Raw genomic sequence first — 21608 nt, 5'->3', positions numbered from 1 at the left:
GGACGCGCACGGCCCCGGTGACGACGCCACCGGGGCCGTGCGCGATCGGACCGCTAGCGCTTGCCGGCCTGGGCCTTCGGGGTCGGCCGGGCGATCTTCTGGGTCGGGCCGTCCGGGCCGGGCTTCGCGCCGGGCGCAGGGGCCGGTGACGCGCCACCCGCGGGCTTCGGCTCTTCCGCGGCCACCGGAGCGGCGGCCACCGGAGCGGGCGCGGGACCAGCGGCGACCGGACCAGCGGCGACCGGACCAGCGGCGACCGGAGCGGGAGCCGGGGCCACGGCCTGCGGCTTCTCCTCCTCCAGCGGGTCCAGCAGCGGCGTCACGTCGTGCAGGGCGGTGCGGACCGAGTGCAGCTGCTGCGACAGCCGGTTGCGCAGCTGGCGGAGCGCCTCGACCTTCTGGGTGGCCTGGGTGACGCGCCGGTTCGACTCCTCGGTGGCCTCCCGGACGCGGCGGTTGGCCTCGTCGGTCGCCTCCTGGACGCGCGCGGTCGCCTCGCTGATCGAGTCGTGGCGGCGCCGGTTGGCCTCCTCGGTGGCCTCCCGCACCAGCCGCTGCGCCTCGGCGGTCGACGCCGCCTGCTCCTGGGCGACCTGGGCGCGCACGCGGGCCGCCTCCTCGGAGGCCTCGCGCACCCGCCGGTCCGCCTCGCCCTTCGACGCCGCCTCGGTCTCGGCCAGGGTCTTCATCGACTCGACCCGGCGCGCGGCCATCGCGATCTCGAAGTCCTCCTCGACCGTGGTCCGGCGCCGGAGCGACTCCGCGTCGAGCGCGGCCGCCGCCTCGCGGGCGTCGCCCACGATCTTCTCGGCCTCGGCGCGGGCCTTCTCCAGGACGCCCCGGTGCTCGGCCTCCATCGCGGCGCGGCGCTGCTCCTGGTCCGCGATCAGCTTCTCGTACCGGGCGCGCAGGGCCGCCGCGTCGGCCTCCGCCTTGGCGCGGATGTGGCCGCCCTCGGCCTCGGCGCGCGCCTTGATCTCGTTGGCCTCGTCCTGGGCGAGGCGCAGCATCCGCTGCAACCGCTCGCTCAGGCCCTCCAGCGTGGTCGGCGGCAGCGACAACCGCTCGACCTGGCCGCGCAGTTCGCCGACCTCCGAACGGGCCGCCTCCAACTGGCGGGCGAGGTCGTTGGTCTGCGACACCGCCGCGTCGCGGTCGGCCGCGAGCAGGCGCAGGTCGGAGTCCAGTCGTTCCAGGTGGTCCTCGACCTGGGCGCGGTCGTACCCGCGCTTGACGATGTCGAAGCCGGAGCCCAGGGGGACAAGGTCACGGTCGTCGGCGAGGCCCATGCCGTGCACGCTACCCGCTCCCGGTGCGCGGCGGTCACCCGAGCGCCGCGCACCGGGGGTGGTTTCGCTTTAGACGCCCCGGAATCGGTTGATCCCGGACAGGTGCGCCGCCCGCATCTCGTGGTCGCGGACGCCCAGGCCCTCCTCGGGGGCCAGCGCCAGCACGCCGACCTTGCCCTGGTGGGTGTTGCGGTGCACGTCGTGCGCGGCCTGCCCGGTGTCCTCCAACGAGTACACCTTGGACAGTGTCGGGTGGATCTTCCCCTTGGCGACCAACCGGTTGGCCTCCCACGCCTCGCGGTAGTTCGCGAAGTGGGAGCCGATGATCCGCTTGAGGTGCATCCACAGGTAGCGGTTGTCGTACTGGTGCAGGAAGCCGCTGGTCGAGGCGCAGGTCACGATGGTCCCGCCGCGCTTGGCGACGTAGACGGACGCGCCGAACGTCTCCCGGCCGGGGTGCTCGAACACGATGTCCGGGTCGTCGCCGCCGGTCAGCTCGCGGATCTTCGCGCCGAGCCGCTTCCACTCGCGCGGGTCCTGCTCGTGCTCGTCCTTCCAGAACCGGTAGCCCTCCGCGCTGCGGTCGATGATCAGCTCGGCACCCATCCGCCGGCAGAGCTCCGCCTTCTCCGGGGACGACACGACGCACACCGGGGTCGCCCCGCCGTTCAGCGCGAACTGCGTGGCGTAGGAGCCGAGGCCGCCGGAGGCGCCCCAGATCAGGACGGTGTCGCCCTGCTTCATGTTCGCGCCGTTCGTCGACACGAGCTGCCGGTAGGCGGTGGAGTTCACCAGACCGGGCGACGCCGCCTCCTCCCACGTGAGGTGGGCGGGCATCGGCATCAGCTGGTTGGCCTTGACCAGGGCGATCTCGGCGAGGCCGCCGTAGTTCGTCTCGAAGCCCCAGATGCGCTGCTCCGGGTCGAGCATGGTGTCGCCGTGGCCGTCCGGGTGCTCCAGCTGCACGTCGAGGCAGTGCGCGACCACCCGGTCACCGGGCTTCCAGGCGTTGACGCCCGGGCCGGTGCGCAGCACGACGCCCGCCAGGTCGGAGCCGACGACGTGGAACGGCTGGTCGTGGCGGCCGCCGTACTTCTTCAGGAACGAGAAGGTCGACACCGGCTCGAAGATCGAGGTCCACACGGTGTTGTAGTTGATCGCGCTGGCCATCACGGCCACCAGTGCCTCGCCCGGACCCAGTTCCGGCGTGCGCACCTCGTCGACGTGCAGCGACCGGCGCGGGTCCTTGTCCTTGGTGGCGAGGCCCTCGAACATGCCCGCCTCGTCGGCGTGCACCGTCACACCTCGGTAGGTCTCCGGTACGTCGAGCGATCCGATCGCGTCCGTTTCGTCGGCCAGGATCGCGTCGAGGATCTTCTGCACGGCGTTCCCTCCCAGGTCGGGGGTGCTTCGAGATGTCGTGGCGCTCAAGAGGTCCACGCAGGTTGCCGGAGGTTACCCACGGGTAACCGATTCAGAAGACACGCTGTGAGCCACCGCACTGAAGCTTCCGCCGAACGGCCGTCCCCCGACGGGTCGCGGGCGTCGGACCGCCGCCCGTTCAGTGACCGGGGGCGGGTTCGACCAGCTCCACGAGCACGCCGCCCGCGTCCTTGGGGTGCACGAAGTTGACCCGGCTGTCGGACGTGCCGCGCCGCGCCCCCTCGTACAGCAGGCGCAGGCCCCGGGCGCGCAGCGCGTCCGCCGCGGCGTCCACATCGGACACCCGGTAGGCCAGTTGCTGGAGTCCGGGGCCGGACCGGCCGATGAACTTCGCGATCGTCGACTCGGGGGTCAGCGGCGCGAGCAGCTGCACGGCGGTGCCGCCGCCGTCGTCGCCGGGGGCGCGCAGCATGGCCTCGCGCACGCCCTGCTCCTCGTTGACCTCCTCGTGCGCGACCTCCAGGCCGAAGTGCTCGCGGTGGAACGCGATCGCGGTGTCGAGGTCGGGCACGGCGATGCCCACGTGGTCGATGGCGGTGACGAAGCCGCGGAGTTCTTCCATGCCGCGAACATAACGCCCGAATCGGTGCAGGTCCCGCTGTGCGGCGTCTCACAAGGCTACTCTTCGGTAACCCTGGGTATCGTGGCGTGTTAACAACCGCTTACACCCGCTGTGGAGGCTGCTGTGTCCGGTTCCGTCATCGTCGCCGGGGCCCGTACCCCGATGGGGCGACTGCTCGGATCGTTGAAGGACTTCTCCGGCGCCCAGCTCGGCGGCGTCGCGATCAAGGCAGCGCTGGAGCGGGCGGGGGTCGCGCCCGAGCAGGTCCAGTACGTGATCATGGGGCAGGTGCTGACCGCCGGCGCGGGGCAGATCCCGGCGCGCCAGGCGGCGGTGAACGCCGGCATCCCGATGACCGTGCCCGCGCTGACCGTCAACAAGGTCTGCCTGTCCGGCATCGACGCCATCGCGCTGGCCGACCAGCTGATCCGCGCGGGTGAGTTCGACATCGTCGTCGCGGGCGGTCAGGAGTCCATGACCCAGGCGCCGCACCTGCTGCAGAAGTCGCGCGGCGGGTTCAAGTTCGGTGACGTCACCATGCTCGACCACATGTCCCACGACGGCCTGTTCTGCGCCTTCGACCAGGTCGCGATGGGCATGTCCACGGAGAAGTTCAACGCGCGCCACGACCTGACCCGCGAGGAGCAGGACGCGTTCTCCGCCCGCTCGCACCGGCTGGCCGCGAAGGCCGCCGGGAACGGCGTGTTCGACGAGGAGATCGCCCCCGTCTCCATCCCGCAGCGCAAGGGCGACCCGGTCGTGTTCGCCAAGGACGAGGGCGTGCGCGGCGACACCACGGCGGAGACGCTGGCCAAGCTGCGCCCGGCGTTCGCCCCCGACGGCACCATCACGGCGGGCTCGGCGTCGCAGATCTCCGACGGCGCGGCGGCCGTGGTCGTGATGAGCAAGGCCAAGGCAGAGGAGCTGGGCCTGACCTGGCTCGCCGAGATCGGCGCGCACGGCGTGGTGGCCGGCCCGGACGCGAGCCTGCACCAGCAGCCGTCGAACGCGATCAGGGCCGCGTGCGCCAAGGAGGGCATCGACCCGGCCGACCTGGACCTGGTCGAGATCAACGAGGCGTTCGCCGCGGTCGGCATCGTCTCCATGCGCGAACTCGGCCTGACCGAGGACAAGGTCAACGTCAACGGCGGCGCGATCGCGCTGGGCCACCCGATCGGCATGTCCGGCGCCCGCATCGCGCTGCACCTCGCGCTGGAGCTGAAGCGCCGCGGCGGCGGCGTGGGCGCGGCGGCGCTGTGCGGCGGCGGCGGGCAGGGCGACGCGCTGATCGTGCGCGTGCCCAAGGCCTGACCGGGGCCGGGCGGGAGGTCCAGCGGCGTGGCCCGCACCGTTGACGTGGCAGGACTGGTCGACCGCGCGCGCGAAGGACAACCGCGCGCGGTCGCCAGGCTCATCTCGCTCGTGGAGGACGCCGGCCCGGAGCTGCGCGACGTGGCCGCCGCGCTGGCGCCGCACTGCGGGAACGCGCGGGTCGTCGGGCTGACCGGCGCACCCGGCGTCGGCAAGTCCACCTGCACGTCCGCGCTGGTCAAGGCGTACCGGGAACGCGGCGAACGGGTCGGGGTGCTGGCCGTCGACCCGTCGTCGCCGTTCTCCGGCGGCGCGCTGCTCGGCGACCGGGTGCGGATGGGGGAGCACACCACCGACCCCGGCGTGTTCATCCGGTCCATGGCCACCCGCGGCCACCTCGGCGGCCTGTCCTGGGCCACGCCGCAGGCGTTGCGCGTGCTCGACGCGGCGGGCTGCGACGTGGTGCTCGTGGAGACCGTCGGCGTCGGGCAGTCCGAGGTCGAGGTGGTGTCGCTGGCCGACACCGCGGTCGTGCTCCTCGCGCCCGGCATGGGCGACGGCATCCAGGCCGCGAAGGCGGGCGTGCTGGAGATCGCCGACGTGTTCGTGGTGAACAAGGCCGACCGCGACGGCGCCGACCAGACCGCCCGCGACCTCAAGCACGCGATCTCCCTGGGGCGCCGGGAGCGCGAGGGCGGTCTGTGGCGGCCACCCGTGGTGAAGGCGGTGGCCTCGCGCGGCGAGGGCGTGCACGACGTCGTGGACGCCGTCGACGCCCACCACGCGTGGCTGGTCGAACGAGGTGAGCTGGCCCGGCGGCGCGTGGTGCGCGCGGCGCGGGAGGTCGAGGCCATCGCCGTGGAGCGGCTGCGGTCGCGCTTCGGCGGGCTGCGCGGCGGCGCGGACCTGGAAACCCTGGCCGAGAGCGTCGTGGCGGGTGAGCTGGACCCCTACGCCGCCGCCGACCGGCTCGTCGAGGGAGTGGGGGCGTAGCGCCCCCTCCCGCCCCAGTCCACCCGGCGAGTCCAACCCCCAGGTCGCGAGAGTCCGACATTCGAGGCCCGAGAGTCCTGGGGGTTGGACTCGCCGGGTGGACTGGGGATCGCCCGTCCGGGTGGGGGAGGCAAGGGGGGACTTCCGCCTCTAGGCGGGACGATCACGGGGCAGGAGGATTCGGGCCGGCAACCGGGGGATGAAGAGGGTGCGATGTACGACGCCGCTGGACTTCAGCTCCTCTCCCGCGAGGAGTGCATGCAGCTGCTGCGGACGGCCGTCATCGGGCGGCTCGTCTACACCGACCGCGCCCTGCCGGTCGTCCACCCCGTGCCGTACGTCGTCGACGGCGAGACCGTCGTGCTCCGCGTTCCCGAGGGCAGTTCCACGCTGGTCGCGCGCGACACGATCGTCGCGTTCCAGATCGACGACATCGCCCACGACCTGTCCAAGGGCTGGTCGGTGATGGTGGTCGGGCACGTCACCGAGGTCGTCGACGAAGCGGACCTGGCGCGCCTGCGCGAACTGCCCCTGGCCGCCCGCCGCCACGGCAGACCCGATCACTACCTGGTCGTGGACCTGGAAGTGCTCACGGGTCGTCGCATCCCGTAGCGGAAAGCGCTACTCTCGGTGGCCCCCCGCGCGCGGTCGTCAGCGCAGCCCCCACAGCCCGAGGGCGGTTCCACGGTGCCCGGTTCCCCCGACGCCAACGCGGTGCGCTTGGACGGCCTGCTCCGGCAGCTGACCGACCGCACGGCCGAGGCGGTCGTGTCGCAGGAGCGGCTGCACCGGCTGCTCGCCGCGGTCGTGTCGCTGGCCAGCGACCTGTCGCTGCCGGACGTGCTGCGCCGCATCGTCGAGTCGTCGTGCAGCCTCGTCGGCGCCCGCTACGGCGCGCTGGCCGTCGTCGGCCCCAACCGGCGGCTGCTGGAGTTCACCCACGGCGAGGGGCACCACCCCGCCGGGCCGCACACGGGCGGCACCGCGTTCGACCCGTCCGCGCCCGGTTTCCTCGGCGTGCCCGTGCACGTGCGGGGTGAGGTGTTCGGCAACCTGTACCTCACCGACAAGGAGGACGGCGCCGACTTCACCCGCGCCGACCGGGAGGTGGTGGTGGCGGTGGCCGCGGCGGCGGGCATCGCGATCGAGAACGCCCGGCTCTACGAGCAGTCCCGGCAGCGCGAGGTGTGGCTGCGGGCGTCCAACGAGGTGACGAACGCCCTGCTCACCGGCACCCCGGACCGGGATGCGCTGCGGCTGGTCGCGGTGCGCGCCCGGCTCGCCGCCGACGGGCTGACCGCCGCGCTGGCGCTGCCCGACCCGCAGGGCGAGCTGGTCGTGCGGGTGATGGACGGCGAGCTGCGCGGGTTCGACGTGTCCGACGAGGGCGGCCCGGCCCGCGAGGTGTTCGGGACCGGCCGCGCGAAGGTGCTCGACGGGCTGCCCGGCACGCCGGACCGGGTGGGGCCGGTGGTCGTCGTGCCGCTGGCGGCCGGTGATCGGGTGCTCGGCGTGCTGCTCGTGGCGCGGGCCCGCGACCAGGTGGGGTTCGACGCGCCGGACGTGGAGCTGGTCGAGTCGTTCGCCCGGCAGGCCGCGCTGATCCTGGAGTTCACCCGGGCCACCGGCGCGGGGCGGCGGCTGGCGGTGCTGGAGGACCGCGACCGCATCGCCCGCGACCTGCACGACCTCGTCGTGCAGCGCCTGTTCGGCCTGGGCCTGGGGTTGCAGGGCCTCAACGGCCTGGTCGAGCAGCCCCTGGTGGCGCAGCGGTTGCAGGACTTCGTCACCGAGGTCGACCAGACGATCCGGGAGATCCGGCGCACCATCTTCTCGTTGCAGGAGTCGCCCGCGGGCGACTCCGACCTGCGCGTCCAGCTGCGCCGGGTCGTGCAGGACTCGACCCGGCTGCTCGGCTTCGAGCCCGCGCTCGCGCTGGACGGCCCCGTCGACTCGGTCGTGCCCGACCACGTGCGCCCCGACCTGCTCGCCACGCTGCGCGAGGCGCTGGCGAACGCGGCGCGGCACGCGTCGGCGAAGAAGGTCCAGGTCGAGCTGTCGGTGGACCGCGCGGCGACGTGGTTGCGGCTCGTCGTGCGCGACGACGGCGACGGCCTGCCCCGGGGCCGGGCGCGGCACACCGGTGGTCTGGTCAACATGGCGGCGCGGGCCAGGAGGTGGGACGGTTCCTGCGAGGTCGACTCGCCGGGGGGCCGCGGGGTGACGGTGACGTGGTCCGTGCCGCTGATCACGGCGTGACGCGGTCAAGAGGGAGGGAAGAGTTGTCCATCTCGGTGCTGCTCGTCGACGACCACGAGATCGTCCGCAGGGGGCTCCACCAACTGCTCGACGTGGAACCGGACATCGAGGTCGTGGGTGAGGCGGAGAGCGCCGCGGCGGCCGTGTCCGCCGCCGCGCTGCACCGGCCGGACGTGGCCGTGATCGACGTGCGGCTGCCCGACGGCGACGGCGTCACGGTGTGCCGCGAGATCCGCTCGACCGTCCAGCCGCCGCCCGCGTGCCTCATGCTGACCTCGTACTCCGACGACGAGGCGCTGTTCGGGGCGATCATGGCGGGCGCGGCCGGGTACATGCTCAAGCAGGTGTCGGGCAACGACCTGGTGTCCGCCATCCGCACGCTGGCCGCCGGCGGTTCGCTGCTGCACTCGGGCGTCACCGCGACCGTGCTCCAGCGCCTGCGCGGCGGACCGGTCGAGGACCCGCGCTACGCGGCGCTGAGCCCGCAGGAGCGGCGCATCCTCGACCTGATCGCCGAGGGCCTGACGAACCGGCAGATCGCGAGCCGGCTGTACCTGGCGGAGAAGACGGTCAAGAACTACGTCTCCTCGCTGCTGCACAAGCTGGGCTTCGACCGGCGCACCGAGGCCGGGGTGTACGCCGCCCGCCGTCGGCAGGCGGGCGGCGCGACCGGTCACCCCAACGGCTACAGCGGGTAGCCGACGAGCGGTCGTTCCCGCTGGCCGGCGGGCGCGGTCGGGTCGGGCAGCGGCGTGCCGGGGCACGTCGAGTCGACCGGGGGCACCACGCCGTCCACGACGAACGACTCCACGACGTCGTCCACGCACGCGTTGCCGAAGGCGTAGATGCCGTGGTCACCCTCGTCGGTCACGGTCAGCAGCCGGGAGTTCGCGAACTTCCGGTGCGCGGCCCGCGCCCCCTCCAGCGGGGTGGCCGGGTCGCGCACCGACTGCACCATGAGCACCGGCGGCAGGTCCCGGCCGGTCGGCTTCCGCAGCTCCAGGGCGGGCCGGTCCCAGGTCGCGCAGGGCGCGAGCGGCTGGTGGTAGCCGATCAGCGGGTACCGCGCGCCGAGGCGCTCGGCCTCGCGCGCCAGGGTGGTCCGGTCGTGCCGGAACGGCGTGTCGTTGCAGGTGATGGCGAACAGCGTGCCGGTCGCCGCGTCCGGGTAGCGCGCCAGGGCGGCGGGGAGCCGGACCGACGCCGCGGTCCCGGAACCCCCCGACAGCTCGGACAGGACGGCCGCGGTGTCCGGGAACAGCTGCTTGCTGTACTGCCCCTGGACGAGGACGAAGTCGAGCAGGACCCCGTCCAGCAGGGTGCCGTCGGGCAGCGTGACCGGGTCCGCGTTGAGCGCGGCCCGGGTCCGCTCGTAGGACCGGCGGACCTGCTCGGCGGTCGTGCCCAGGTGGTACAGGGCGTCGTACTCGGCGACCCACGGCAGGAAGTCCACCCGGAACCGGCGCTCGAAGCCGTGGCCGAAGTTGTCGAAGACGTCCTGGAACGTGCTGGTGAAGTCGGTGTTCGAGTCCAGCACGAACTTGTCGACGCGCTCCGGGAAGTACGTCGCGTAGTAGGCCCCCAGCCACGTGCCGCCGGAGTAGCCGATCCAGCTGACCTCGTCGCGGCCCAGCAGGTGACGCAGCAGGTCGAGGTCGCGGACGGTCTGCTCGGTGTTCACGACCTTCCCGAACGCACCGGACCGCACCTGGCACGCCGTCGCCTGGAGTTCCGCGGCGTCGTAGAGGAGGTCTGTGTTGGCCCGGCTCCGGTCGCGCGGGTCGGTGATCGTCGAGAAGTCGAAGCCGCCGCAGGTGACGTTGGTGCTCGCCCCCGTGCCGCGCACGTCGATGCCGATGACCTCCATGCTGCCCGCGAGCCTGGTCCGGTCCGCGAAGAGCAGCGGCAGGGTGCGGCCGGGCGCGCCGGGACCGCCCGGGTTGGTGAGCACGGTGCCCTTGACCTGCCCGGACGGCGTCAGCCGGCTGATCGCGACGGTGATGGCCCTGCCGTCGCCCGGCGTGCGCCAGTCCTGCGGCGCGCGGAACGTCGCGCACTCCAGGCCCGGGATGTCGGCGCACGGCGCCCACGTGACGGCCTGGCTCTCGTACGGGGTGGCGGGCACCCGTTCCGGCGCCCGGTCCTGTGCCTGCGCCAGTGCCGGTGCCGGTGCCGGTGCAACCACCGTGAGTAACGCGGCGGACACGGCCGCGGCCAGTTCTCTCCTCATCGGTCCCCCTCCGGTCGAGGCCCCCACCCCACCGCGTGCGTAGGGTGGAGGACAAGCGCAGAAAGGCCCTGTTCGGCTCTACGAAAGACTTAGGCCACTCGGGCTCGGAGGAAAGTAAGGTCGCGGGAGTGGGGATTTTCCGGAGGAAGCGGCCTGCCGCGGTCGCCCGCGAGGTGGTGCGGGACCACACGTACGACGACGCGATCCTGGACATCGCGGCGGAGGAGATGGACGCGGGCCACCTGCGCGCGGCCACCACGGTCCTCGCGGAGTGCCGGGACGACCCGGAGGTGCGGGCGCTGCGGGCCGAGGTGCTCGGCGAGCACGCCATCGGGCACGCCGACGAGCTGCTGGAGCTGGCCAAGGGCAACACCGACCCCGACCTGTGGCTGCTGGCGGGCACCGCGTTCATCCGGGAGGCGTGGGCGATCCGCGGCTCGGGCCGCGCGGACACCGTCGGCAAGGACCGGTTCAAGGTCTTCTTCGGCACGCTGCGCAAGGCCGTCGGCCCGCTGCACGAGGCCGCGAAGCTCCTGCCGCGGGACGCCGTGCCGTGGGCGCAGCTCCAGACCGCGGGCCTGGGCCTCCAGGTCGACCGCGACCAGAAGGACGAGGTGTGGCGCGAGATCGCCGCGCGCTGCCCCACCCTCTACCCGGCGCACTGGACGCGGTTGCAGATCCTGGCCGCCAAGTGGGGCGGCTCGGCCGAGGAGATGATGGCGTTCGCCCAGGGCAGCGTGGACGCCGCACCGCCCGGCGACCCGGTCGTGGCCATGCTGCCGCTCGCCCACTTCGAGATCTTCCTGGAGCAGTTCGAGGACGCCGTGCAGTCCCGGGCGGCGCTGAAGATCGCCACCCTGAAGCTGCGCTACTTCAGCCGGCACCGGGAGGAGATCGCCACCGCCGCCGACCGGTGGGAGGCGGTCCAGGCCAAGCCGCACCCGCGTGCCCTCCAGGCGCACAACCTGTTCGCCGCGGCCTTCGCCCTGGCCGACGACGCGCCGCGCGCGAAGCGCCACCTGCTCGGCATGCGCGACCACGTGCACGACGTGCCGTGGGCCTACGTGGCGTACCTGGCCGACGACCTGGAGAAGGAGTACACGGAGCTGGCCAACAAGTACCTCTAGGGTCTTCGGCCGTGACCCGACCCGACCTCCGCGCGACGGCGGACGCCTACGACGCCGTCGCCGTCCGCTACGCCGAGCTGCCCCGCCACGACCTCGACAGCGTCCCGCTGGACCGCGCGGTGCTCGCCGCGTTCGCCGACCACGTGCGGGCCGCCGGCCCCGTCGCCGAGGTCGGCTGCGGTCCCGGGAGGGTGACCGCGCACCTGCGCGACCTCGGGCTGGACGCGTTCGGCGTCGACCTGTCGCCCGTGATGGTCGACCTCGCCCGCGCGGCGTACCCGGACCTGAGGTTCGAGGTCGGCTCCCTGGACGCCCTGGACCTGCCGGACGGCTCGCTGCACGGCGTCCTGTCCTGGTACTCGGTCATCCACGTCCCGCCGGCCGACCTGCCCGCGTGCTTCGCCGAGTTCCGCCGGGTGCTCGTCCCCGGCGGCCACCTGCTGCTCGGCTTCTTCGAGGCCGGGGGAGGGCCGGTGGCGGCGTTCGACCACAAGGTGGTGACGGCCTACCGCTGGCCGGTCGACGACCTCGCGGCGCTGGCGCGCGACGCCGGGTTCGCCGAGGTCGGCCGGGTGCTGCGCGAGCCGTGCGAGGGGGAGCGGTTCCCGCAGGGCCGCCTCCTGGCACGCGCGGCGTGACCGCCTCGGTGGCCGGGTCCCGGGCGCTCAGCTCCCGAGGCTCGACACCAGTGGCGGCCTGCACCGGACGGCGACCACGTCGCCGGTCACCACGACCTCGCCCGCCGCGTGCGGCACGACCAGCGTGCTGCCCCGGTGCACCGCGACGGGACCCACCGTGCCGGCGCCCTCCAGCACCACCAGCACGCCGAACGAGGGCTCCATCGCCGCCGTGCCCGACACGTGCAGCCGGTCGGCGCGGAAGAACGGGTCGGCCCGCGTGCCCAGCAGCGGCACCGACGGACCGGTCTCGGCGCGCGTGCGCAGCACCAGGTCGTCGACGGACTGCGCGCGGCGCTCCACGCAGTCCAGCGCCTTGTCGTAGCCCAGGCCCAGGTGGCCGGCCTCGGCGTCGGCGAGGAAGCCGTCCCACTCCAGGGTGATCGAGAAGTCCGTGGGCTGCTGCAGCTCCACGATGAACACGCCCTCGCCGATGGCGTGCGGCACGCCCGCGGGCACGAACACCGTGTCGCCGGGGGAGACCGCCACCGGGTTGAGCGCGTCGAGCATCGCCGGGTCCTGCTCGGCCACCCACCGCGCCACCACGTCCGCGGGCACGTCCTCGCGGAATCCGATGTAGACGGTCGGCTCCGGGCCGGTGGTGCCGACCACGATCCACCCCTCGGTCTTGCCGTGCCGGCAACCGAAGTGCTGCTCGGCGAAGGCGTTCGACGGGTGGCAGTGCACCGGCAGCCGCTGCCCGGCGTCGAGCAGCTTCACCAGCAGCGCGGTGTCACCGCCGAACTCGGCCGCGTGCTCCGCGCCGAGCCACGTCACCGGGTCCGCGGCCACGGCGTCGCGCAGCCACCGCCCGTCGGGCAGCCGGGACAGACCGGCCTCGTCCTTGCCGAACCGGGTGGTCGTCGAGGCGACCCAGTCCTCGGGGCCGCCACCGGCCCCGACGTCGTTCCGCAACGCCGCGATGGCCGCCCCGCCCCGGTAGAACTGGCGCGGCTGGTTCGCCGCCAGCGGGACGGGCTGGGTGTCGGAGCTCATACGGGTACCTCTCCTGATCCACGGGCCACCAAGCGCACCGGCAGGACGACGCGGCGCGGTGGGGTGCCGTCGCCGTCCAGCCGGGCGTAGAGCAGATCGGCCGCCGCCTTGCCGAGCGCGCTCGCGTCGTGCGCGATCACGGTCACCGGCGGGGACAGCAGGTCGGCCAGCTCGAAGTCGTCGAAGCCCACGAGGGCCGGGCGCGAGTCGGAACCCGCGAGGGCGCGCAGCGCGTGCACGGTGATCCGGTTGTTGCCGGTCACCACGGCGGTCGCCGGGTCGGCCAGGTCCCGCAGGCCGGCCAGCGCCGCGCGCACCGAGTGCTCGTCGTGCGGCCCCATGACCACCATCGACTCGTGGTAGCCGATACCCGCGCGCACGCAGCCCTCGCGGTAGCCGCGCAGCCGCTCGTTGGCGGTGAAGATGTCCGGCGCGTCGCCCAGGAACGCGATCCTGCGGTGTCCGAACGACGCCAGGTGCGCGACCGCCTCGACCGTGCCGCCGATGTTGTCCACCAGCACGGTGTCCGCCACGACGTCGCCCGCGGGCCGGTCCAGGAACACCACCGGCGTGCCCGCGCGCATCTCGGGCACCAGGTACCCGTGCTGCAACCCGGCCGGCACGATCAGCAGCCCGTCGACGCGGCGCGAGCAGAACTCCAGCGCCAGCTCCCGCTCCCGCGACGGGTCCTCGTCCGACGAACCGGTGATCACCTGCCTGCCGCGCAGGCGCGAGATCTCCTCGACCGCCCGCGTGACGCCGGAGTAGAACGGGTTGCCCACGTCCTCCAGCACCAGGCCGATGGTGCCCGTCGACGAACCGCGGCGGAGGTTGCGCGCGCTGAGGTTGCGCCGGAAGCCCAGCTGGTCGATCGCCGCGAGCACCCGTTCGGCGGTCGCCGGGTGCACGCCCGCCTCGTCGTTCACCACGCGCGACACGGTCTTGATGCTGACGCCCGCCAGCCGTGCCACGTCGTTCATCGTGGCGCGCCGCACCTTGCGGGCGCCGGCCGCGCCGTTCGGGGACAACGTTGTCATAGTGGCCGAATCACACACCCCGCACCAGCGGATGTCAACGTCGCGCGTTGTCCCGAACCGGACAGGCGCTGCTGGTGGGGGCTACCGTGGGTGTCATGGCGGCAGACCTCGACCCGGTCGGCCGGGTGAACACGTTCATCGGCACGCGCGACGAGGGGAACACGTTCCCCGGCGCGTCGGCCCCGTTCGGCATGGCCCACTCCAGCCCCGTGGGGTCGCACTACGCGGGCTACCGCTACGACGACCCGGCCATCCGCGGGTTCGGGCACTTCTTCCTGTCCGGCGCGGGCTGCCGGGAGCAGGGCGGGCTGGTGCCGGTCCTGCCCGCGCTCGGCCTGCCGGCGTCGTTCGACCACCGCGCGCACGCCTCGGGGTACACCCACGACGGCGAGGTCGGCGAAGCCGGCTACTACCGGGTGCGGCTGGCGTCCGGCATCACCGCCGAGTGCACCGCGACGACCCGCACCGGCGTCGAGCGGTTCACCTTCCCGCCCGGGTCCACGCCGCACGTGCTGGTGAACGTCGGCCAGGCCGACGACGAGGAGCCCGTGTCCGCCAGTTCCGTGCGGGTGGTGGACGACCGCACGTTCGCGGGCACCGTGACCGCGCAGGCGTTCTGCGGCGGCAAGCCCTACACGACCTGGTTCACCACCACCTTCGACCGGCCGTTCCGGACCACCGGGAACTGGGGCGGCGCGGAGGGCGGCGCGGGCCTGCGCGGGCAGTGGGCGGTGTTCGACGGCGACGACCCGGTGACGGTGGCGACGGCCCTCTCGCACGTGGACGCCGAGGGCGCGGCGAAGAACCTGGCCGAGTCGCGGGGCAGGGCGTTCGACGAGCTGCGCGCGGCCGTGCAGGACGAGTGGCGGCGCGAACTGGGGTCCGTGGAGGTGGAGGGCGCCGACCCCGACGACCTCGTGGTGTTCTACACGGCGCTGTACCACGTGCTGCTCCAACCGTTGACCGGCAACGACGTGGACGGCCGCTACCGCGGGTTCGACGACCGGGTGCACCGCGCGGACGGCTGGACCTACCACGAGTACTTCTCGCTGTGGGACACCTACCGCGCGCACAACCAGCTGCTCGCGCTGCTGCGGCCGGACCGCGCGCGGGACGTCGCCCGGTCCGTGCTGGCGGTCCACGAGCAGGGCGGGTGGCTGCCGCGCTGGGCGTACGCCAACCAGGAGACCAACACGATGACCGGCGACCCGGTGACGCCGTTCCTGGTCGACCTGTGGCGGTTCGGCGCGCTGGAGGGCCGGGAGGAGCAGGCGTACCGGGCGCTGTGGCGCAACGCGACGTCCGTGCCGCCCGCGTCCTCGCCGTTCGAGGGCAGGGCGGGCAACCCGTCCTACCTCGCGGACGGGTTCGTCCGGCACGACCCGGGCTTCCCGAAGAAGGGGCAGGACGTCGACCCGCACCACGGCGCGTCGGCGACCCTGGAGTACGCGCTCGCCGACCACGCCCTGTCGATCATGGCGGAAGCCCTGGGCCACCACGAGGACGCCGCCGTGCTGCGCGCGAGGGGCCGCAACCACCGCGCGCTGTGGGACCCCTCGGTCACCGATCGCGGCTTCCGCGGGTTCCCGCGGCCGAAGGTGGCCGGCGGCGCGTGGCTGTCGCCGTTCAGCGCGCAAGGGCCGGACGGCTTCCACGAGGGCACGGCGTGGCAGTACCAGTGGTTGGCCCAGCACGACGTGGACGGGCTCGTCGGGCTGCTGGGCGGCAGGGAGGCCGCGCTCGCCCGGCTGGACGACTTCTTCGCCTTCACCGACCTGCCGGCCGACCCGGCGCGCGCGGTGCGCGACAAGTGGGTCGTCGGGCCGTACGACTACTACGACCAGCACCGCTACAACCCCAACAACGAGCCGGACCTGCACGTGCCGTGGATGTACGCGCTGTTCGGCGCGCCGTGGAAGACCTCGGTGGTGGTGCGGGCGGCGCAGACCCTGTTCGTGGCCGCGCCCGACGGCGTCACGGGCAACGACGACCTCGGCACGATGTCCGCGTGGTACGTGCTCGGGGCGCTCGGCCTGTACCCGGTGACACCGGGCACGGGGGAGTTCGTGCTCAACACGCCGAGGTTCGCCCGCGCCGTCGTGCACCTGGCGGACGGCCGCGACCTGACCGTCACCGCGCCCGGCGCCGACCCGTCCCGCCTCCAGTGCACGAGGGCGTTGCGGGTGGGCGACGAGCCGTGGGACGACGTGCGGCTGTCGTGGGAAGTGCTCACGGCGGGCACGACCGTCGCCCACGAGCTGGCCGACGCCCCGGTCGAGGCCACCCGGGGCCTGTGAGCACGCCTCGTGGTCGGGGGCGTGCGCAGCGCTACCGGTGCGTCCTACGAAGGTATCGATCACCGTCCACTTCGGTCGAGGGCTGCCCGTTCCCCACCACCGACGGCTGTCCGGGGGCTACCGTCCAGCCATGAGTGGGGCACGCATTCCAGCGGTCGTGGTTGCGGACATCCGCAAGAGCTACGGCGGGCTGAAGGCGGTGGACGGCGTCTCGTTCACCGTGGCGGAGGGGGAGTTCTTCGGCATCCTCGGGCCGAACGGCGCGGGGAAGACCACGACGCTGGAGATCGTGGAGGGCCTGCGCAAGCCCGACTCGGGCCGGGTGACGCTGCTCGGCGTCGAACCGTGGCCGCGCAACCCCGAGCTGCTGCCCCGCATCGGCGTGCAGCTCCAGGCGTCGAGCTTCTTCGAGAGGCTGACCGCGCGCGAGCAGCTCCAGACGTTCGGCTCGCTGTACGGCGTGACCGCGCGCCGGGCGGACGAGATGCTGGAGCTCGTCGGCCTCGGCGACAAGGCGGACGTGCAGGAGAACAAGCTGTCCGGCGGCCAGCGGCAGCGGCTGTCCATCGCCTGCGCCCTGGTGCACGACCCGGACGTGGTGTTCCTCGACGAGCCGACGGCCGCGCTCGACCCGCAGGCCCGCCGCAACCTGTGGGACGTGCTGCGCGCCATCCAGGCCCGCGGCAAGACCATCGTCTACACCACGCACTACCTCGACGAGGCCGAGATCCTCTGCGACCGCGTGGCGATCATGGACCGCGGCCGCGTCCTGGCCATGGACGCGCCCGCCACGCTGGTGCGCGGCCTCGACGCGCCCACCCACGTCGTCCTCCGGAAGGGCGCGCTCACCACGGAGGCGGCCCGCGCCATCTCCGGGGTCGAGGACGCGCACGAGGACGAGGTCTCGCTGACCATCTCCACCCGCCGGCCCGCGCCCGTCCTCTCGGCGCTGGCCGAGCGCGGCACGCTCGACGGGCTCCAGGTGCGCACCGCGACCCTGGAGGACGTGTTCCTCGACCTGACCGGACGGGAGTACCGCGCGTGACCGCGTTCAAGAGCCTCGCGGCGGCCATGGTCAAGGGCTTCCTGCGCGACCGGATGGCCCTGTTCTTCATCTTCCTGTTCCCGCTGCTGTTCCTGGTCGTGTTCGGCCTGCTGCTCGGCAGCCCGGGCGACGACCGGACGAAGATCGGCGTGGTCGGCGACGGCCCGGTGGTCACCGCCCTGGAGCAGACCGGCGCGCTGGAGCTGGAGCGCCACGGCAGCGCCGCCGACGCCCGGCGGAAGGTCGACGACGGCGACCTGCCCGCCGCGGTCGTCGTGGACGGCAACCAGGTCGACCTCGTGTTCGCGGCCACCGACCAGGTCGCCGCGGGCACTGTCGTCGGCATCGTGTCCGGCGTGGTGGACAAGGTGAACCTCGGCGTGGCCGACGTGCGGCCGGTGTTCACCCTGGAGACCGTGCCGGTCGAGGACGCCTCGCTCAAGCCCATCCAGTACCTGACGCCCGGCATCCTGTCGTGGGCGGTCTCGTTCTCCGGCGTGTTCGGCGCGGCCCTCACCCTGGTGTCGTGGCGCAAGAAGCAGGTGCTGCGCCGCATCCGGCTCGCCCCGGTCAGCACGACCACCGTGCTCACCTCGCGCATCCTCGTCTCCATCGGCACGGCGCTCGTCCAGGGCGTGGTGTTCGTGGCGGTCGCGATGCTGCCCCTGTTCGGCCTGCGGCTCACCGGTCAGTGGTACCTCGCGCTGCCGCTGCTGGTGCTCGGCACCACGGCGTTCTTCGCGATCGGGATGCTGGTCGGCGCGTTCTGCAGGACCGAGGAGGCCGCGTCCGGCGCGGCGAACCTGATCATCATGCCGATGGCGTTCCTGTCCGGCACGTTCTTCCCGGTGGACAACGCGCCGGGCTGGCTCCAGACCGTGTCGAAGGCGTTCCCGCTGCGGCACATGAACGACGGCATGCTCGACGTGCTGGTGCGCGGCAAGGGCGTGGAGGCGCTGCTGGTGCCGTCCGCGGTGCTGGTCGCCTTCACGCTCGTGGTCGGCTTCGTCGCGACCCGCGTGTTCCGCTGGGAGGACTGAGCCGGGCCGATCCAGTCGAATCGGACACCCCGCGGGGCTGGTGAGCGCCGTCACCCACCACAATGGGGACATGCTCTCCAGCCCCGTCGGCCGTTTCCGCCTCCTCGCCATGGCCGAGGCGGTGTCCTGGGCCGGGCTGCTGCTCGGCATGTTCTTCAAGTACGTGGTGGTGCAGAACGAGATCGGCGTGAAGGTCTTCGGGCCGATCCACGGCCTCGTCTTCGTCGGCTACGTGCTCGTGACGCTGATGATGGCGCAGCAGTGGGACCGCAAGACCCTGTTCTGGGCGCTGTTCGCGAGCATCCCGCCGTTCGGCACCGTCGTGTTCGAGCGCTGGGCCGCGAAGACCGGCCGCCTCGACGACACCCGGCCGGTTCGGACCGCCGAGGACTGAGCGCGTTCCCGCCCCGCCCCGGGGTCGACCGGATCGGCGGGTCGCGACGTCCCCGGTCGTCCTCAGTCGTCGGTCGTCCTCAGTCGTCGAAGTCGCCGACCGCGCGGCGGACCTTCGCCAGCAGGTCGGTCAGCTGCTCGGTCTGCCGGTCGGTGAGCCCGCGCAGGCCGAAGTCGACGGTCGTGACGGCCTCGGTCGCCGCCTCGCGCCGGGTGTGGCCGGCCTCGGTGATCTCCACCAGCGTCGTGCGGCGGTCCGTGGGGTGCGGCGTGCGGCGCACCAGCCCGTCGGCCTCCAGCCGGTCCACGATGTTGGTGACGCTGGTCGGGTGCAGCTGGAGGCGCTCGCCCATGACCCGCATCGGGAGGCTGCCCGCGCGGGAGAACGTCAGCAGCACCAGCGCCTCGAACCGCGCGAACGTGAGGCCGTGCGGTTTGAGGGCCGCGTCCACGGCGGACTGGATGATCTGCTGTACTCGCATGACGCTCGTGACCGCCGCCATCGACGTCGAGGGTCCGATCCGCTTCTCCCACAGCTCGGCGGCACGCGCGATGGGGTCGAACGGCAGCGGCTGGGACGTCATGCCGCCGAAGCTACCAGTCAGTACCCGCCCGGCAGGAGGCAGCAGTGCTCGTCGCTTTCAGTGTCAGCCCGCTCGGCGGGGAGTCCGACGGGGTGGCGGCGGCCGTCGCCGAGGCCGTGCGGGTGGTCCGCGAGTCGGGGTTGCCGAACGAGACCAACGCCATGTTCACGCTGGTCGAGGGCGAGTGGGACGAGGTGATGGCGGTGGTCAAGGCGGCGACCGAGGCCGTGCAGGCCGTCGCCCCCCGCGTCGGTCTCGTGCTCAAGGCGGACATCCGGCCCGGCCACACCGGTCAGCTGACGGCCAAGGTGGAGCGCCTCGAACGGCACCTCGCCGCCGGCGACGACGCCGCGCCGACCGGTCCCGCGTAGCCGGACGGAGTCGTCCGGGGGATGCATTTAGTAGGACGTCCTACTAATTTGGTGGTCATGACACCTCGTGACCTCTGGCTCCGGTTCGAGACCTACCACGACGTCACCTATTTCTCCCCGGAGTCCAGGGCCGCCACCGACGCGCTCGGCTGCAAGGGCGGCTGGATGGGCTACTTCGGCATGCGCGCCGCGCCGCTCGGCGCCGTGCCGCCGGAGGTCGTGACCGCCGCGTTCTTCACCTTCCACCCGCGGATGGTCGCCCGCGCGCTGCCCGACGCGTGGGACGTGGCCACGCCCGCCCGCTACCTGGAGGCCCGGCTGGAGGGCGTCGACGGCGCGCTGCGGCGGATGCTGGAGTCGCTGGACCTCGCGGAGGCCGCCGACCTGGCCGTCGCCGCCGCCACGGCCACGCCCCTCGCCGGCCGGGTGCTCGCCGCGGCCAACCGGGCGCTGCCCGTGCCCGGCGAACCCCACCTCGCGCTGTGGTGGGCGTGCACCGTGCTGCGCGAGTCCCGGGGCGACGGCCACGTCGCCGCCCTGGTCGCCGCCGGGCTCGGGCCGTGCGAGGCGCTCGTGCTGTTCGACGCCGACAAGGGCCTCGGCGCGGACTACCTGCGCAAGGCGCGCGGCTGGACCGCGGACGAGTGGGCCGCCGCCGAATCGGCCCTGCGCGAACGCGGCCTGGTCGACGACGGCCTCACCCCGGCCGGCCGGGCGCTGCGCGACGACGTCGAACGCGCCACCGACGACGCCGCCCGCGACTGCTGGGCGGAGGTGGACGCGGCCCGGTTCACCGGGCTGATGACCCCCGTCGCCCTCCGGCTGGGGCACCTCAACGAGGCCATGCGGACCAACCCCATGGCCATCGACCCGGTCGCGCAGATCGCCGGCCAACCCGACGCGGACCGTCCCGGCCCTCGTGCCAGGATGGGAACGTGACAAGGCCAGACCCGCGCAAGAACGCCGCACTGTCCGCCGCGCTGTCCGGGGCCGTCGACCTCGGCGCCCTCAAGGCCCGGGCCGATGCCGCGAGGCAGCGTTCCGCGACCCCACCCCCGCCCGCGGGCGCCGCTCCGGACGCAGGTCCGAGCCCGTGGGTGCTGGACGTCACCGAGGCGACGTTCCAGTCCGTCGTCGAGCGCTCCCTGGACGTCCCGGTCGTGGTCGAGCTGACCGCGTCCTGGAGCCCCGAGGCCGGGCAGCTCTCCCCGATCCTCGACAAGGCGGCCCGCGCCGGCGGCGGCGCCTGGCTGCTGGCGCGCGTCGACCTGGACGCGAACCCGCGCATCGGCCAGGCGTTCGGCGTCCAGTCCGTGCCCACGGTCGTCGCCGTCGCCGGCGGCCAGCCGATCGACGCCTTCGCGGGTCCCCTCCCGGAGGCCGAGTTCGGCCAGTGGATCACCCGCCTGCTGGACGCCCTGCGCGACCGGCTGCCCGGCATCAAGGCCGCCGAGGCCAACCGCGGCGACGCCGGCGGCGAACCGCAGCCGGAGTTCGAGGACCCCCGCTTCGTCGCCGCCGAGGAAGCCTTCGAACGGGGCGACTTCGCCGCCGCCGAGGCCGCCTACGAGGCCATCCTGGCCGCGGAGCCCGCCAACGCCGACGCGAAGGCCGCCCTGGCCCAGGTCCGCTTCACCGCCCGTGCCGAGGAGGTCGGCGGCGACGCGATCGCGAAGGCCGACGCCGACCCGGACGACGTGGCGGCCCAACTGGCCGCCGCCGACCTGGAGGTGGCCACGAACGACGTCGAGCAGGCGTTCAAGCGCCTGGTCGACACCGTGCGCAGGGTGTTCGGCGAGGACCGCGACCGGGTCCGCGAACACCTGGTCGGGTTGTTCGAGCTGTTCCCGGCGGACGACGAGCGGGTCGCGAAGGCCCGGCGCAACCTGGCCAGCGCCCTGTACTGATCACGTCCGGCCGTGACGGGGACCCGCTCCGGCGGGTCCCCGTCCCC

The 21608-nt window shown here is 73.4% G+C and carries 21 protein-coding genes; 14 read left to right on the top strand and 7 right to left on the bottom strand.

What is annotated here, in order from left to right; genetic code table 11:
• Window positions 1-53: 53 nt before the first annotated feature.
• The 3 genes from J2S66_RS23355 to mce form a co-directional block, all read right to left on the bottom strand.
• Complete coding sequence (locus tag J2S66_RS23355) at window positions 54-1289, bottom strand: chromosome segregation protein (protein WP_310309382.1); 1236 nt, start codon at window positions 1287-1289, stop codon at window positions 54-56.
• Window positions 1290-1358: 69 nt separating this feature from the next.
• Entirely contained in the window at window positions 1359-2672 is a 1314-nt protein-coding gene (ccrA, locus tag J2S66_RS23350; protein WP_310309381.1) for a crotonyl-CoA carboxylase/reductase, read from the bottom strand.
• Between the two features lie 178 nt (window positions 2673-2850).
• On the bottom strand, window positions 2851-3294 hold the full coding sequence (gene mce, locus J2S66_RS23345; protein WP_310309380.1) for a methylmalonyl-CoA epimerase: 444 nt from the start codon (window positions 3292-3294) through the stop codon (window positions 2851-2853).
• Window positions 3295-3417: 123 nt separating this feature from the next.
• Between mce and J2S66_RS23340 the strand changes: the two genes are divergently transcribed.
• The 5 genes from J2S66_RS23340 to J2S66_RS23320 all read left to right on the top strand — a co-directional run bounded on the left by J2S66_RS23340 (window position 3418) and on the right by J2S66_RS23320 (window position 8555).
• Window positions 3418-4605: an acetyl-CoA C-acetyltransferase gene (locus J2S66_RS23340; RefSeq protein ID WP_310309378.1), complete on the top strand. Its 1188-nt coding sequence runs from the start codon at window positions 3418-3420 to the stop codon at window positions 4603-4605.
• A 27-nt stretch (window positions 4606-4632) separates the two neighbouring features.
• Window positions 4633-5598 carry a methylmalonyl Co-A mutase-associated GTPase MeaB gene (meaB, locus tag J2S66_RS23335; protein WP_310309376.1) on the top strand — a complete coding sequence of 322 codons (966 nt, stop codon included), beginning with the start codon at window positions 4633-4635 and terminating at the stop codon, window positions 5596-5598.
• A 213-nt stretch (window positions 5599-5811) separates the two neighbouring features.
• Complete coding sequence (locus tag J2S66_RS23330; RefSeq protein ID WP_310309375.1) at window positions 5812-6210, top strand: pyridoxamine 5'-phosphate oxidase family protein; 399 nt, start codon at window positions 5812-5814, stop codon at window positions 6208-6210.
• Window positions 6211-6285: 75 nt separating this feature from the next.
• A complete protein-coding gene (locus J2S66_RS23325) occupies window positions 6286-7857 on the top strand; it encodes a sensor histidine kinase (RefSeq protein WP_310309374.1) in 1572 nt (523 codons plus the stop codon).
• 23 nt (window positions 7858-7880) lie between these two features.
• Complete coding sequence (locus J2S66_RS23320; protein WP_310309373.1) at window positions 7881-8555, top strand: response regulator; 675 nt, start codon at window positions 7881-7883, stop codon at window positions 8553-8555.
• Here the strand turns inward: J2S66_RS23320 and J2S66_RS23315 are convergent.
• Window positions 8543-10087 carry an alpha/beta fold hydrolase gene (locus tag J2S66_RS23315; RefSeq protein ID WP_310309371.1) on the bottom strand — a complete coding sequence of 515 codons (1545 nt, stop codon included), beginning with the start codon at window positions 10085-10087 and terminating at the stop codon, window positions 8543-8545. The genes J2S66_RS23320 and J2S66_RS23315 overlap by 13 nt on opposite strands.
• 176 nt (window positions 10088-10263) lie before the next feature.
• Here J2S66_RS23315 and J2S66_RS23310 point away from each other — a divergent pair, with 176 nt between their 5' ends.
• Window positions 10264-11214 (top strand): hypothetical protein, encoded by a 951-nt coding sequence (locus J2S66_RS23310; RefSeq protein WP_310309369.1) that lies wholly within the window; start codon window positions 10264-10266, stop codon window positions 11212-11214.
• An 11-nt stretch (window positions 11215-11225) separates the two neighbouring features.
• A complete protein-coding gene (locus J2S66_RS23305) occupies window positions 11226-11852 on the top strand; it encodes a class I SAM-dependent methyltransferase (RefSeq protein WP_310309368.1) in 627 nt (208 codons plus the stop codon).
• Window positions 11853-11879: 27 nt separating this feature from the next.
• On the opposite strand, the gene J2S66_RS23300 is transcribed toward J2S66_RS23305, so the two are convergent.
• Entirely contained in the window at window positions 11880-12887 is a 1008-nt protein-coding gene (locus J2S66_RS23300; protein WP_310309367.1) for a class I mannose-6-phosphate isomerase, read from the bottom strand.
• Complete coding sequence (locus tag J2S66_RS23295) at window positions 12884-13867, bottom strand: LacI family DNA-binding transcriptional regulator (protein WP_310315019.1); 984 nt, start codon at window positions 13865-13867, stop codon at window positions 12884-12886. The genes J2S66_RS23300 and J2S66_RS23295 overlap by 4 nt, the downstream gene beginning before the upstream one ends.
• Before the next feature lie 152 nt (window positions 13868-14019).
• On the opposite strand from J2S66_RS23295, the gene J2S66_RS23290 reads away from it, so the two are divergent.
• The 4 genes from J2S66_RS23290 to J2S66_RS23275 all read left to right on the top strand — a co-directional run bounded on the left by J2S66_RS23290 (window position 14020) and on the right by J2S66_RS23275 (window position 18700).
• Entirely contained in the window at window positions 14020-16221 is a 2202-nt protein-coding gene (locus J2S66_RS23290) for a GH92 family glycosyl hydrolase (RefSeq protein ID WP_310309366.1), read from the top strand.
• Window positions 16222-16351: 130 nt separating this feature from the next.
• A complete protein-coding gene (locus J2S66_RS23285) occupies window positions 16352-17266 on the top strand; it encodes an ABC transporter ATP-binding protein (protein WP_310309365.1) in 915 nt (304 codons plus the stop codon).
• On the top strand, window positions 17263-18306 hold the full coding sequence (locus J2S66_RS23280) for an ABC transporter permease (protein WP_310309364.1): 1044 nt from the start codon (window positions 17263-17265) through the stop codon (window positions 18304-18306). Before J2S66_RS23285 ends, J2S66_RS23280 begins: the two co-directional genes overlap by 4 nt.
• 70 nt (window positions 18307-18376) lie before the next feature.
• On the top strand, window positions 18377-18700 hold the full coding sequence (locus J2S66_RS23275) for a DUF3817 domain-containing protein (protein ID WP_310309363.1): 324 nt from the start codon (window positions 18377-18379) through the stop codon (window positions 18698-18700).
• 79 nt (window positions 18701-18779) lie between these two features.
• Here the strand turns inward: J2S66_RS23275 and J2S66_RS23270 are convergent, their stop codons facing one another.
• Window positions 18780-19283 carry a MarR family winged helix-turn-helix transcriptional regulator gene (locus J2S66_RS23270; RefSeq protein WP_306747339.1) on the bottom strand — a complete coding sequence of 168 codons (504 nt, stop codon included), beginning with the start codon at window positions 19281-19283 and terminating at the stop codon, window positions 18780-18782.
• 44 nt (window positions 19284-19327) lie between these two features.
• On the opposite strand from J2S66_RS23270, the gene J2S66_RS23265 reads away from it, so the two are divergent.
• From J2S66_RS23265 to J2S66_RS23255, 3 genes are read left to right on the top strand one after another with little or no spacing between them, the layout of a single operon-like run.
• Window positions 19328-19654 (top strand): MTH1187 family thiamine-binding protein, encoded by a 327-nt coding sequence (locus J2S66_RS23265; protein ID WP_306747340.1) that lies wholly within the window; start codon window positions 19328-19330, stop codon window positions 19652-19654.
• 57 nt (window positions 19655-19711) lie between these two features.
• Window positions 19712-20593, top strand: coding sequence for an SCO6745 family protein (locus J2S66_RS23260; protein ID WP_310309362.1), 882 nt, complete (start codon window positions 19712-19714; stop codon window positions 20591-20593).
• Complete coding sequence (locus J2S66_RS23255; RefSeq protein WP_310309361.1) at window positions 20590-21561, top strand: tetratricopeptide repeat protein; 972 nt, start codon at window positions 20590-20592, stop codon at window positions 21559-21561. Before J2S66_RS23260 ends, J2S66_RS23255 begins: the two co-directional genes overlap by 4 nt.
• The last annotated feature ends 47 nt before the right edge of the window (window positions 21562-21608 follow it).

The organism is Saccharothrix longispora, assembly GCF_031455225.1.
GTDB classification, from domain to species: domain Bacteria; phylum Actinomycetota; class Actinomycetes; order Mycobacteriales; family Pseudonocardiaceae; genus Actinosynnema; species Actinosynnema longispora.
This window is presented reverse-complemented; position numbering and strand designations above follow the sequence as displayed.

Bases quoted from the DNA above. Each gene is read 5' to 3' on its own strand.
- J2S66_RS23355 (WP_310309382.1), bottom strand. From the start codon at position 1,289: ATGGGCCTCGCCGACGACCGTGACCTTGTCCCCCTGGGCTCCGGCTTC.
- mce (WP_310309380.1), bottom strand. From the start codon at position 3,294: ATGGAAGAACTCCGCGGCTTCGTCACCGCCATCGACCACGTGGGCATC.
- J2S66_RS23330 (WP_310309375.1), top strand. From the start codon at position 5,812: ATGTACGACGCCGCTGGACTTCAGCTCCTCTCCCGCGAGGAGTGCATG.
- J2S66_RS23315 (WP_310309371.1), bottom strand. From the start codon at position 10,087: ATGAGGAGAGAACTGGCCGCGGCCGTGTCCGCCGCGTTACTCACGGTG.
- J2S66_RS23300 (WP_310309367.1), bottom strand. From the start codon at position 12,887: ATGAGCTCCGACACCCAGCCCGTCCCGCTGGCGGCGAACCAGCCGCGC.
- J2S66_RS23295 (WP_310315019.1), bottom strand. From the start codon at position 13,867: ATGAACGACGTGGCACGGCTGGCGGGCGTCAGCATCAAGACCGTGTCG.
- J2S66_RS23290 (WP_310309366.1), top strand. From the start codon at position 14,020: ATGGCGGCAGACCTCGACCCGGTCGGCCGGGTGAACACGTTCATCGGC.
- J2S66_RS23285 (WP_310309365.1), top strand. From the start codon at position 16,352: ATGAGTGGGGCACGCATTCCAGCGGTCGTGGTTGCGGACATCCGCAAG.
- J2S66_RS23275 (WP_310309363.1), top strand. From the start codon at position 18,377: ATGCTCTCCAGCCCCGTCGGCCGTTTCCGCCTCCTCGCCATGGCCGAG.
- J2S66_RS23270 (WP_306747339.1), bottom strand. From the start codon at position 19,283: ATGACGTCCCAGCCGCTGCCGTTCGACCCCATCGCGCGTGCCGCCGAG.
- J2S66_RS23260 (WP_310309362.1), top strand. From the start codon at position 19,712: ATGACACCTCGTGACCTCTGGCTCCGGTTCGAGACCTACCACGACGTC.